The organism is Brevundimonas intermedia (assembly GCF_004614235.1).
Lineage (GTDB): Bacteria > Pseudomonadota > Alphaproteobacteria > Caulobacterales > Caulobacteraceae > Brevundimonas > Brevundimonas intermedia_A.
Window position 1 is genome coordinate 984,357 of the sequence record NZ_SPVH01000006.1, and the last position, 12,261, is coordinate 996,617.

Sequence of the window (12,261 nt, forward strand, 5' to 3'; positions counted from 1 at the left end):
GTCGCCTTGCACATCGGCTTGCGATAGGCTGGCCGCAAGGCGCATCCGAGAAATGACCAACCCGCCATGAACCCTCTGCCGATCTTCACCCATCCTTCGATGCTGTCTCACGCACCGGGCGCGGGACATCCCGAAAGTCCCGAGCGTCTGAAGGCGGTGTTGGACGCCTTGGCCGACGCCGGGCTCGCCGGCGACCGGCGGGCGGCGACCCCGGCCGAGGTCGCGGATCTGGAGCGGGTGCATCCGGCCGCCTATGTCGCGCGTCTGCTGGACGCGTCGCCGGTCGAGGGGATGATCCCGTTGGACGCCGACACCATGCTTTCGCCCGGCAGCGTGCCGGCCGCCCGTCTGGCTGCGGGAGCGGCGATCGACGCGGTGCGGGCCGTGGCGCGGGGCGAGATGAACCGCGCCTTCGCCGCCGTTCGCCCGCCGGGACATCATGCCGAGCCGGATCGGGCCATGGGGTTCTGCCTGTTCTCGTCCGTCGCGATTGCGGCGCGCGTGGCGCAATCCGAAGGATGGCGCGGGTGGCGGTGGTGGATTTCGACGTCCACCACGGCAACGGCACCCAGGCGGCGTTCGAAGACGACGACAGCCTGTTCCTGGCCTCCATTCACCAGATGCCGCTCTATCCCGGCACGGGCGCGGCGTCCGAAACCGGCGTCGGCAATATCGTCAACGCCCCGGTCGTTCCCCATGCGGCGCGAGAAGACTGGCGCGCCACCTTCGCCGGCGGGCTGATGCCGGCGCTGGAATCGTTCCGGCCCGACCTGATCCTGATCTCGGCCGGCTTCGACGCCCACAGGCGCGATCCGCTGGCGCATCAGTCGCTGGAGGCCGAGGATTTCGCCTGGGCGACGCGTGCGATTCTGGAGGTCGCGCGTCGGACGTGTTCGGGCAAGGTTGTGTCGGCGCTTGAGGGCGGTTACGACCTTGAAGGACTAGGCCGCTCTGCGGTCGCCCACGTCGCCGCGCTCGGGGAGGACTGAGGACGCTTTAACGCCTTGAAACCAAAGGCCCGTCCGTTTGTCATGTCAGCCCCCGCCCTGTCCCTCGATTCGACCGAACCGTCCGTGTCCCCGCCTGATGCCGCGGGATCCGTCGGCGCGCTTGTGTCCCTGCGACCCGGCGCCATCACCCTGACGCGCCACGGCGAGCCGGCCCTGTCGCGCAAATGCCTGATCACGGCGCGCCAGTACGGCGAGTGGTGGGCGAAATACGAGATCGGCGGTCTGCTGGCCGGTCAGACGCCCCCGCCGGAACTGGTCGCCGCCGCGCAAGGCGCCGGCGCCATCTACGCCTCGACCCGCCAGCGCGCCCAGGAAACCGCCGCCGCCGCCGCCGCCGGGCGCGAGGTGATGGCCGATGTCATGTTCATCGAGGCGCCCCTGCCGCCGCCGCCTATCCCTGAATGGATCAAGCTGTCACCCAAATGGTGGGGCGTGGTGTCGCGCTTCTGGTGGCACGCCTTCGACCATCACGACGGACAGGAGACCCGCGCCCAGGCCGAGGCGCGCGCCGATCAGGCAGCGCAAAAGCTCATCGCGCGAGCCGAGAGTGGCCAGGACGTGCTGGTCTTCGCCCACGGCTATTTCAACCATATGGTCGGTCGTGCGCTGAAGGCCGACGGCTGGAAACTGGTCCACAACCAGGGCTTCAAATATTGGTCTCAGCGGCGCTACGAGAAACGATAGCCGCTTCTGACGTTGATGCGGCGGTTGCGCCCCATTAGGGTCCGCGCCATGACCGACACCGCCGCCGCCATCCCCGCCGATCTCAGCTTCGAAGACGCCCTGCAGCGGCTGGAGACCATCGTGTCCCGCCTGGAGTCCGGCCAGGCGCCGCTGGAAGAATCCATCGCCCTGTATGAAGAGGGCGCCAAGCTGAAGGCCCACTGCGAGGCGCGCCTGAAGGCGGCCCAGCTGCGCGTCGAGAAGATCGTCGTCGGCCCGGACGGCCAGGCCAAGGGCGTCGAGGCGGCGTCGTTCGAATGATCAATCTGTTCCGCGTCAGGTCGGCAATGGGCGGCCGGTCTTGAACCGCGTCATCGCCGCCAACTCGCCGGAACAGGCGGTGATCGACCGCGTGGCCGAGGTCGCCGATTTGGTCACGGTCGCGCTGGATGAACTGCTGCCGCGCGCCGAGGGCCCCGAATCGCGTCTGACCGAGGCGATGCGTTATGCCGCGCTGGGTCCCGGCAAACGGTTGCGGCCGTTCTTTGCGCTGGAGGCCGCGCGCCTGTTCGACATCGACGAGCGGTCGGTGCTGCGCGCCGCCTGCGCCCTGGAATGCGTCCACGCCTACAGCCTGGTTCACGACGACCTGCCTTGCATGGACGACGACGACATGCGGCGGGGACGTCCCACCGTCCACCGCGCCTATGACGAGGCGACGGCGGTTCTGGCCGGCGACGCGCTTCAGACCGCCGCCTTCGACATCATCCTGCACGAAGACACCCACGACGATGCGGCCGTGCGGTGCGAACTGGCGGCGCGGCTGTCGCTGGCGTCCGGAGCTCGCGGCATGGCGGGGGGTCAGATGATCGATCTGCTGGGCGTGCGTGACGACCTGGGCGGCGTCGCGCGAATGCAGCGGCTGAAGACCGGCGCCCTGTTCGCCTATGCGTTCGAAATCCCCCTGATCATCGCCGACGCCTCGATGTCGCAGCAGCACGCCCTGATCAGCTTCGCCCACGATGTCGGCCTGGCCTATCAAATCGTCGACGACCTGCTGGACGCCGAGGGTTCGGCCGAGGAGATGGGCAAGGCGGCGGGCGGCAAGGACGCGGCCCTGGGCAAGACCAATTTCGTCACCCTTCTGGGTCTGGAAGCGGCGCGACACAGGGTCGCGCATCTCGCAAACCAAGCCCGGTCGCACCTTGAGCCGTTCGGCGAAGACGCCGAAATCCTCAGGGCCAGCGTGGACTTTGTGCTAAAGCGCCGGTCCTGATACGAAACGTTGACGCGACCTGCGGGTTGATCAATCAGACTTTCCAAGGTTTTACGGCTGATGCCCGACACCCCGCTTCTCGACACCGTCAAATTCCCGGCCGACACCCGGGCCTTCGATATCGCCCAGCTGAAACAGCTGGCGCAGGAAGTCCGCGCCGAGACGATCGATGCGGTGTCCGTCACCGGCGGACATCTGGGCGCGGGGCTCGGCGTGGTCGAACTGACCACGGCGCTGCACCATGTGTTCGAGACGCCCAAGGACATCCTGATCTGGGACGTCGGCCATCAGTGCTATCCGCACAAGATCCTGACCGGACGGCGCGACCGCATCCGCACCCTGCGCCAGGGGGGCGGCCTCTCGGGCTTCACCAAGCGCAGCGAGAGCGAATACGACCCCTTCGGCGCCGCCCACGCCTCGACCTCGATCAGCGCCGCCCTGGGCTTCGCCGCCGCGCGTGATCAGAAGGGCGAGAAGAACCGCGTCGTTGCGGTGATCGGCGACGGCTCCATGTCGGCCGGCATGGCCTATGAGGCGATGAACAACGCCGCCGAGGCGACCAGCGGCCAGTTGATGGTCATCCTGAACGACAACGACATGTCCATCGCGCCCCCGGTGGGCGGGATGAGCGCCTATCTGGCCGGCCTGGTGTCGGGCGGGGCGTATCAGAACGTCCGGCGGCTGGGAAAATCCGTCGCCCAGCACCTGCCGCGCCCCTTCCGCAAGGCGGCCAAGAAGGCCGAGGAATATGCACGCGGCATGGTCACCGGCGGCACCTTCTTCGAGGAGTTGGGCTTCTATTACGTCGGTCCCATCGACGGGCACGACATGGACAATCTGGTGCCGATCCTGAAGAAGGCGGCCGCCATCGAGGACCGGCCGGTGCTGGTCCATGTCGTCACGCAAAAGGGCAAGGGCTACACCCATGCCGAGAGCAGCGCCGACAAACTGCATGCCGTGGTCAAGTTCGACGTGGTGTCGGGCAAACAGGCCAAGGCCATCTCCAACACGCCCAGCTACACCAAGGTGTTCGGAACAGAGCTGATCAAACACGCCAGGATCGATCCGTCGATCGTGGCGATCACGGCGGCCATGCCGTCGGGCACCGGTCTGGACCTGTTCGGTCAGGCCTTCCCGGAGCGGACCTATGACGTCGGCATCGCCGAACAGCATGCGGTGACGTTCGCGGCCGGGCTGGCGGCGGACGGGATGAAGCCGGTCTGCGCCATCTATTCCACCTTCCTGCAACGCGGTTACGATCAGGTGGTCCACGATGTGGCGATCCAGTCGCTGCCGGTGCGGTTCGCCATGGACCGTGCGGGTCTGGTCGGTTCGGACGGAGCGACCCATGCCGGATCGTTCGATATCGGCTTCATGGGCGCGCTGCCCGGCATGGTGCTGATGGCCGCCGCCGACGAGGCGGAGCTGGCGGCGATGATCTCGACCTCGCTGGCCATCGACGACCGGCCCAGCGCCTTCCGCTATCCGCGCGGCGACGGCGTGGGCGTTGAGATCCCCGAACTGGCTGCCCCGCTGGAGATCGGCAAGGGCCGGATCGTGCGCGAGGGCACGTCGGTCGCCATCCTCAGCCTGGGCACGCGCCTGCAGGAATCGTTGAAGGCGGCGGACATGCTGGCGGCCAAGGGCGTGTCGGCGACGGTGGCGGACGCCCGGTTCGCCAAGCCGCTGGACGCCGACATGATCCTGCGTCTGGCGCGCGAGCACGAGGCGCTGATCACGGTCGAGGAAGGCGCCATGGGCGGCTTCGGCGCCTTCGTGCTGCAACTGCTGGCCGAGAAGGGCGCGTTGGACGGGGGGCTCAAGATCCGCACCCTGAACCTGCCCGACGTCTTCCAGGATCAGGATGCGCCGATGGCGATGTACGCCCAGGCCGGCCTGAACGCCGAACACATCGCCGCCGCCGCGCTTCAGTCCCTGGGCGTGTCCGCCAGTCAGGCCGTCCGCGCGTAACTTCGTCACGCGCGGTCGCGAATCCGCATCGCGCCGCGTTCGCCGGTCTCGACCTCGAACCGGCCGGTCGCGCGGATCAGGTCCGACAGTTTGGCGTAGCCATAGGTGCGCTGGTCGAAGTCGGGATGGGCGTTGCGCAGCCGATTGCCGATGCCGCCCACCGCCACCCAGCCGTCGCCGTCCTCGTCCATGTCGGCGATGATGGCCGCGATCAGTCGCGCCGCCTCTGACGGCTTGCGCTTGGTCGCAGGCGTTTCGGCGACCGCCGACTTGGCGCCGGCGTCGACTGGAACAGGCGCGATCAGATTCTCGGTATAGATGAAGCGGGTGCAGGCCTGGCGGAAGCTTTCGGGCGTCTTCTGCTCACCGAACCCATAGACATCGACGCCTTCCTCGCGGATGCGGGCCGCCAGTCGGGTGAAGTCGGCGTCCGACGACACCAGGCAGAAGCCGTCGAACCGCCCCGAATGCAGCAGGTCCATCGCGTCGATTACCAGGGCGATGTCGCCCGAGTTCTTGCCCTTGGTGTTGGCGAAATTCTGCTGGGGCTGGATAGCGAAACGGGCCAGGACCCGCGTCCAGCCGGCGATCTGCGGGCTGGCGAAGTCGCCGTAGATTCGCCGCGCCGAGGCCTCGCCCAGGGTGGCGATCTCGTTGAACAGCGCCTCTGCGATCCGGGCGGAGGCGTTCTCGGCGTCGATCAGGACGGCGAGGCGCGGGGCCTTCTCGTCAGCCATGGCGGGTGTCCTTTTCGATATGAGGCCTGAGCCTACAACTGACCCATCGTATTGTCGTGATCCACGGCCTGTTTCTTCAGCCAGCCGACGAAGGCGGTCGCGCTGGGCGACGGCGGGCGGTCCCGGGGCTGGACGACGTAATAGGCGAACCCGACCGCTTCCGAACCGTCAGGGAAGGGCGCGACCAGCCGCCCCGACGCCAGGTCCGCCTGGGCCAGGGTGCGTTTGGCCAGGGCCACGCCGCGTCCCGATATGGCCGCCTCGATCAGCAGGCCCGACTGGTTGAAGCGCGAGCCTCGACGCGGATCGGGATGGCGAATGCCGCGCGCCTTCAACCACATGGCCCAGTCCGGTCGGCTGGGATCGCCGTCGTTGGACATGTCGTGCAGCAGGGTATGGCCGATCAGGTCGCCCGGCTTGCGGATCGGTTTGTCGCCGTCCATCAGCGATGGGGCGCAGACGGGCAGGACCGTCTCGGTCATCAGCCGGTCCACGGTCAGGCCGGGATAGTCGCCGGGGCCATAGCGAACGGCCAAGTCCACCTTGCCCTCGGTCAGGTCGGCCGGCTCCATGTCGGCGGAGATCCACAGCTCGATCTCGGGATGGGCGGTGTGGAAGTCGTCCATGCGCGGCATCAGCCATTTGGAAGCGAAGCCCGGCGCGACGCTGATCGACACCTGTTTGCGGCGCGGCGGCTCGCGCAGCAGGGCCGAGGCGTCCATCAGCCGTTCGAACCCCTCGCGCAACAGCGGCACGGACGAGCGGCCAAGGTCCGTCAGTTGCAGCCCGCGCGCCTCGCGCACGAACAACGGCCCGCCCACGATGTCCTCCAGCAGGCGGATCTGCTGGCTGACCGCGCCGGGCGTCACCGACAGTTCGTCGGCGGCGCGCGAGAAGTTCAAATGCCGCGCGGCGGCCTCGAAGGCGCGCAGGGCGTTGAGCGGGAGCAGGGATCGGACCATCGCGGATAGAAATCCTATCAGCGAGACAAAGGCAATCTGGTTTGCGGCTCTGGACGGGGAAGACGATGGTTCGCGCCCTGCCGTCGTCCCTGTTTCCTCTCCCGACGGCCCTGAAAGCAAGACGATGCGTGTATTCCTCGCCTCCATTCCGCTGGAGGCCGCAAAGATCGTGATCATCGGCGGTGGCGAGCCCGCCCTGGCGAAGCTGCGACTGTTCCTCAACACGCCGGCCGAGGTGGTGTGGTTCGCGCCTGACGGGGCGCCGCCCCGGATGGAAATCCCGCTGTGCGCGCCGGCGCCGGTGCTGCGGACGCCCGAGGCCGAGGATCTGGCGGGCGCGCGGCTGGTCTTCATGGCGTTGGACGATGCGGATGAGCTGACGCGGCTGGGCGCCCTGGCGCGGGCGGCGGGTGCTCAGGTCAATGTCGTCGACAAGCCGCATCTGAGCGACTTCCAGACCCCGGCCCTGATCGACCGCGACGAGGTGGTGATCGGCGTGGCGACCGGTGGATCGGCGCCCATCCTGGCACGCGACATCCGCACCGCGATCGAGGGCGTGCTGCCGGCCGGTCTGGCCAATGTGGCCCGGCTGGCGCGCGAGCTGCGCGACACGGTCAAGGCCAATGTGCCCGACTTCATGGCGCGGCGTCGGTTCTGGGAGAAGGCGTTTCGGGGACCGGCCGCCGATCTGGCCGCGGCGGGCCGCACGGCCGAGGCGCGACGCGAGATGCTGCGGCTGCTGAATTCGGCCGCGCCGGAACAGGGCGTCGTCCATATCGTCGGAGCGGGGCCGGGCGATCCCGAGCTGCTGACGCTGAAGGCGCTGCGGGTTCTTCAGGACGCCGATGTCATTATTCACGACCGTCTGGTGCCGGACGCTGTGCTGGAGCGGGCGCGGCGTGACGCCAAACGCCTGTATGTCGGCAAGGCGCGCGGCGAACATTCGGTGCCCCAGGATCAGATCGAGGCCCTGATGATCGAGGAGGCCAAGGCCGGCCACCGGGTCGTGCGGCTGAAGGGCGGCGATCCCTTCGTCTTCGGACGCGGCGGCGAGGAGCTGGAGGCCATGCGCGCGGCCGGTGTGGCGGTCTTTGTGGTTCCGGGCGTGACGGCGGCCCTGGCCTGTGCGGCCTCGGCGGGGATTCCGCTGACCCATCGCGACCACGCCCAGGCGGTGACCTTCGTGACGGCCCAGGCCAAGCCAGGCGGGATCGACGCTGACTGGTCGCGACTGGCGGGGCCGAACCATACGCTGGCCATCTATATGGGCACGGACCGGGCCGAAGAGACGGCCGCCCGTCTGATGGCCGCCGGGCGGTCTCCCTCGACCCCCGTGGCCGTCGTCGAGAATGGAAGCCGACCGGACGAACGGGTTCTGACCGGGCGACTGGACGGGCTGGGCGCCTTGGTGCGGGGCGCGTCCCTGACCGGTCCCGCCCTGCTGTTCGTCGGCGAGACGGCGGCCTTCTCGGCCGTTCAGATCGATACGCGAGACGAGGTCGCGGCGTGAAGATCGTGACGGCGAACCGCCTGTCGGACGGCCGCGTCATTTATGCGGGCGCGGACAACCAGCCGGTGGAGCAACTGGCCCAGGCCTCGGTGCTGGATGAGGCGACGGCCGAGGTCGTGCTGGCCGAGGTCGCCGCGCGACCCGACGTCTTCGTGAACCCCTATCTGGTCGAGGTTCAGGACCACACGCCCTCCGGCCGGGACCGACTGAAGGAACGGATCCGCGCGACGGGGCCGACCGTGGGCAACAGCCTGGTGCGGGAGCCCGCCTGATGTATCGCTATGACGAGTTCGACCACGCCCTGGTGCGTGAACGGGTCGAGGAATTCTCGGACCAGGTGGCGCGCCGCGCCTCGGGCGCCCTGACGGAAGACGAGTTCAAGCCGCTGCGGCTGATGAACGGGGTCTATCTGCAACTGCACGCTTATATGCTGCGGGTCGCCATTCCCTATGGGACGTTCAACAGCCGCCAGATGCGCCGGCTGGCCCATATCGCCCGCACCTATGACAAGGGCTACGGCCATTTCACCACGCGGACGAACATCCAGTACAACTGGCCGGCCCTGACCGACCTACCGTCGATCCTGAGCGATCTGGCCGAGGTCGAGATGCACGCCATCCAGACGTCGGGGAACTGCATCCGCAACACCACGACCGACGTCTTCGCCGGCGCTGCCGACGACGAGATCGAGGATCCGCGTCCCTGGTGCGAGATCATCCGCCAGTGGTCCACCATCCACCCCGAGTTCTCCTTTCTGCCGCGCAAGTTCAAGATCGCGGTGATCGGCGCCGAGAAGGACCGGGCGGCGATCCGCACCCATGATGTGGGGCTTCAGATCGTGCGCGGCGCGGACGGAGGAACCGCTTTCCGCGTCTTCGTCGGCGGCGGGCAGGGCCGTCTGCCCCATATCGGCCAGGAGATCGCATCCAGAGTCCCGGCGGCGGACCTGCTGGCCTATCTGACCGCCATCCTGCGGGCCTGGAACCTGCTGGGGCGGCGCGATAACATCCACAAGGCGCGGATCAAGATCCTGGTCGCCTCGGTCGGGCTGGAGGCCTTCCGCGAGGAGGTGGACAAGCACTACGCCACGCTGCGCCACGAGGATCTGCGCATCCCCGAGGACGAGGCGGCGCGGATCCAGGCCTATTTCGCGCCTCCGCCGTTCGAGGCCCTGCCCAAGGCCAGCGCGCCGTTCGACCGCGCCCTGCTGGCCGACCCCGATTTCGCCCGGTTCGCGCGCAACAATGTGCGGCGGCATCGCCAGTCAGGCTATGCCTCGGTGGTCGTCTCTTTGAAGCCGGTCGGCGGCGTGCCCGGCGACATCACGGCGGATCAGATGGACGCGGTGGCGGACCTGGCCGAACGCTATTCCTTCGATGAGCTGCGCGCCGCCTATGAGCAGAATCTGGTCCTGCCGCATGTGAAGCTGGACGAGGTGCCGGCGCTGTGGCGGGCGCTGCACGAGGTGGGCCTGGCGACAGCCAACGCCGACTTGGCGACCGACGTCATCGCCTGTCCGGGACTGGACTATTGCAGCCTGGCCAACGCCCGGTCGATCCCGGTGGCCCAGGCCCTGTCGAAGCGGCTGGCCGACATGGACTATCAGGAGAAGCTGGGGCCGGTCCGCATCAATATGAGCGGCTGTATCAACGCCTGCGGCCACCACCATGTCGGCCACATCGGCGTGCTGGGCGTCGATCGCAAGGGCGAGGAATACTACCAGATCACCGTCGGTGGTTCGCCCGACGAACAGGCGGCCTTGGGCGACATCGTGGGCAAGAGCCTGCCGGCGGACGAGGTCGTGCCCGCGATCCAGCGCACCCTGGACCGCTATCTTGAAATCCGCACGGACGGCGAGCGGTTCATCGACACGGTGCGCCGTGTCGGTCCCGATCCCTTCCGCGACGCCATCTATGAGACGCTCGATGCTGCAAACGCTTGAGGGGGGCCAGAACGGACCGCGGCTGTCGGTCACCACGCCGCTGGAGGAGGTCGAGGCGGCCGCTGCCGTGACCGACGTCCTGGTGTTGGATTTCGACGCCTTTCGCGACGGGCGCGGCTTCTCGCTGGCGGCGGTGCTGCGTGAGCGGGGCTATGCCGGGCGGCTGATCGCGGCGGGCAAGGTGCTGCCGGACCAGGCGCGGCACCTGCGCCGCTCGGGCTTCGACGCGGTCGAACTGGCGCCGGGCGCTGACACGACGGCCTGGGACCGGATGGATCAGGCGTTCAGCGCATCCTATCAGCCCGCCGTCGATCCCGCGCCGACCATCTGGCAGCGGCGGCGTGCGGCGTCCAACGACCGCGATCTGGATGCGCTGGCGGATCGGCTGAACCGCGAGACGGCGGGAAAGGACGCGTCCGAGATCGTGAAGGCGGCGCTGGACCCGGCGTTGGGTCTGCGGGTCGGCGCCATCTCGTCCTTTGGGGCTGAGTCCGCGGCTTTGCTGGACATCATCGCCAGTGAGAACAGGGACGTGCCGGTGGTCTTCCTGGAGACCGGCCAGCATTTCCTGCAGACCCTGTCCTATCGTACCCAACTGACCAAGGCCCTGGGCCTGACCGACGTGCGGCTGGTCACGCCGGATGCGAGCGAGAAGGCGACGCTGGATGCCCGCGACGACCTTTGGAAAACGAACGCCGACGCCTGCTGCGACTTGCGGAAGGTGCGGCCCCTGGCGCGGGCGACGGCCGGGTTCAACGCCCTGATCACCGGGCGCAAACGTTATCAGGCGTCGACACGGGCCAAGCTAAAGCCGTTCGAGGTGCTGGACGGGGTTCTGCGGATCAACCCGCTGGCGAACTGGGACGCCGACGACGTCGAGGCCTGGCTGGACGAGAACGACCTGCCGCGTCACCCGCTGGTTGAGCAGGGCTATCGCTCCATCGGCTGCTGGCCTTGCACGCGGGCGGTTCAGGACGGTGAAGATACGCGCGCCGGGCGATGGTCGGGGATGGACAAGGTCGAGTGCGGCATCCACCTAGGCAGGCGTCAGGTCGCGGCCTGATCTCCTGTCGTTCGACCTCGCCTGAAAGCTGAAACGTGTCCGTTACCAAGTCCGTCATCGACCTGATCGGCAATACGCCGCTGGTGCGCCTGAACCGTCTGTCCGACGCGACGGGCTGCGAAATTCTGGGCAAGGCGGAGTTCATGAACCCCGGCGGCTCGATCAAGGACCGCGCCGCCCTGTCGATCGTCCAGGGCGCGCGGGCGTCCGGCGCGTTGAAGCCGGGCGGGACCATCGTCGAGGGCACGGCGGGCAACACCGGCATCGGCCTGGCCCTGGTCGGCGCGGCCCTGGGGCATCCCGTGGTCATCGTCATTCCACGCACCCAGTCGGAAGAGAAGAAGTCGGCCATCCGGTCGCTGGGCGCGCGCCTGGTCGAGGTGGATGCCGCCCCTTTCTCCAGCCCCAACCATTTCGTCCATTATTCCGGGCGTCTGGCGTCTGAGCTGAACGACAGCGAAGAGGCCGGCGCGGTCTGGGCCAATCAGTTCGACAATACCGCCAACCGCGACGCCCACTACACGACGACTGGTCCGGAGATCTGGGAGCAGACGGGCGGCAAGATCGACGCCTTCGTCTCGGCCGTGGGGTCGGGCGGCACCATCTCAGGGGTCTCCGCCTATTTGCGTGAACGCAAGCCCGAGGTGAAGATCGCCCTGGCCGACCCGGCGGGCGCGGCCATGTTCAGCTGGTTCACCAAGGGCGAGATGAAGGGCGAGGGCTCGTCCATCACCGAAGGCATCGGTGTGGCGCGGATCACCGGCAATCTTGAGGGCTTCAAGCCAGACCACGCCTATCGGATTGAGGATGCGGAATTCCTGCCGATCCTGTTCGACCTGGTGAAACATGAGGGCCTGTCGCTGGGCGGATCGGCGGGGGTCAACATCGCCGGCGCCGTGCGGTTGGCGCGCGAGATCGGGCCGGGCAAGACCATCGTGACCTGCCTGTGCGATCCGGGCTCGCGCTATGCGTCCAAGCTGTTCAACCCGGACTTCCTGCGGTCGAAGGGACTGCCGGAACCGGACTGGGCGTAAACGTGTCGTGTCCTCCCCATGAAATGGGGAGGGGGACCGCGAAGCGGTGGAGGGGCTCTTGAAGTCCCACAGGCATTTGCGATGCAGTGCAGA

General features: G+C 68.0%; 12 protein-coding genes and 1 pseudogene. 11 read left to right on the forward strand and 2 right to left on the reverse strand.

All coding sequences use genetic code 11. The features are described from left to right. Positions 1-99: 99 nt before the first annotated feature. The 6 genes and pseudogenes from EGY25_RS16865 to dxs form a co-directional block, all read left to right on the forward strand. A pseudogene (locus EGY25_RS16865) lies at positions 100-444 on the forward strand (histone deacetylase family protein); the annotation flags it as partial. An 83-nt stretch (positions 445-527) separates the two neighbouring features. Further along, positions 528-989 carry a hypothetical protein gene (locus tag EGY25_RS16870; RefSeq protein WP_280643951.1) on the forward strand — a complete coding sequence of 154 codons (462 nt, stop codon included), beginning with the start codon at positions 528-530 and terminating at the stop codon, positions 987-989. Between the two features lie 42 nt (positions 990-1,031). Next, entirely contained in the window at positions 1,032-1,694 is a 663-nt protein-coding gene (locus tag EGY25_RS11150; RefSeq protein ID WP_135195030.1) for a histidine phosphatase family protein, read from the forward strand. A gap of 48 nt (positions 1,695-1,742) precedes the next feature. Next, positions 1,743-1,994 (forward strand): exodeoxyribonuclease VII small subunit, encoded by a 252-nt coding sequence (locus EGY25_RS11155; protein WP_008260204.1) that lies wholly within the window; start codon positions 1,743-1,745, stop codon positions 1,992-1,994. Between the two features lie 79 nt (positions 1,995-2,073). Continuing rightward, the gene (locus EGY25_RS11160) at positions 2,074-2,949 is read left to right on the forward strand and encodes a polyprenyl synthetase family protein (protein WP_135195623.1); all 876 of its coding nucleotides are present in this window, start codon (positions 2,074-2,076) and stop codon (positions 2,947-2,949) included. Positions 2,950-3,006: 57 nt separating this feature from the next. Beyond that, complete coding sequence (dxs, locus tag EGY25_RS11165; protein ID WP_135195031.1) at positions 3,007-4,920, forward strand: 1-deoxy-D-xylulose-5-phosphate synthase; 1,914 nt, start codon at positions 3,007-3,009, stop codon at positions 4,918-4,920. A 5-nt stretch (positions 4,921-4,925) separates the two neighbouring features. Here the strand turns inward: dxs and EGY25_RS11170 are convergent, their stop codons facing one another. Together EGY25_RS11170 and gcvA are read right to left on the reverse strand one after the other, a co-directional pair. After that, positions 4,926-5,657 (reverse strand): NYN domain-containing protein, encoded by a 732-nt coding sequence (locus EGY25_RS11170; RefSeq protein WP_135195032.1) that lies wholly within the window; start codon positions 5,655-5,657, stop codon positions 4,926-4,928. A 32-nt stretch (positions 5,658-5,689) separates the two neighbouring features. Next, the gene (gene gcvA, locus EGY25_RS11175) at positions 5,690-6,619 is read right to left on the reverse strand and encodes a transcriptional regulator GcvA (protein WP_135195033.1); all 930 of its coding nucleotides are present in this window, start codon (positions 6,617-6,619) and stop codon (positions 5,690-5,692) included. Between the two features lie 124 nt (positions 6,620-6,743). Between gcvA and cysG the strand changes: the two genes are divergently transcribed. From cysG to EGY25_RS11200, 5 genes are read left to right on the forward strand one after another with little or no spacing between them, the layout of a single operon-like run. Beyond that, on the forward strand, positions 6,744-8,129 hold the full coding sequence (gene cysG, locus EGY25_RS11180; RefSeq protein ID WP_135195034.1) for a siroheme synthase CysG: 1,386 nt from the start codon (positions 6,744-6,746) through the stop codon (positions 8,127-8,129). Next, a complete protein-coding gene (locus EGY25_RS11185; RefSeq protein WP_135195035.1) occupies positions 8,126-8,401 on the forward strand; it encodes a DUF2849 domain-containing protein in 276 nt (91 codons plus the stop codon). Before cysG ends, EGY25_RS11185 begins: the two co-directional genes overlap by 4 nt. Further along, on the forward strand, positions 8,401-10,071 hold the full coding sequence (locus EGY25_RS11190) for a nitrite/sulfite reductase (protein ID WP_135195036.1): 1,671 nt from the start codon (positions 8,401-8,403) through the stop codon (positions 10,069-10,071). The genes EGY25_RS11185 and EGY25_RS11190 overlap by 1 nt, the downstream gene beginning before the upstream one ends. Continuing rightward, complete coding sequence (locus tag EGY25_RS11195) at positions 10,055-11,134, forward strand: phosphoadenylyl-sulfate reductase (protein WP_135195037.1); 1,080 nt, start codon at positions 10,055-10,057, stop codon at positions 11,132-11,134. The genes EGY25_RS11190 and EGY25_RS11195 overlap by 17 nt, the downstream gene beginning before the upstream one ends. Positions 11,135-11,169: 35 nt before the next feature. Then, positions 11,170-12,168 carry a cysteine synthase A gene (locus tag EGY25_RS11200; protein ID WP_135195038.1) on the forward strand — a complete coding sequence of 333 codons (999 nt, stop codon included), beginning with the start codon at positions 11,170-11,172 and terminating at the stop codon, positions 12,166-12,168. Positions 12,169-12,261 lie beyond the last annotated feature (93 nt).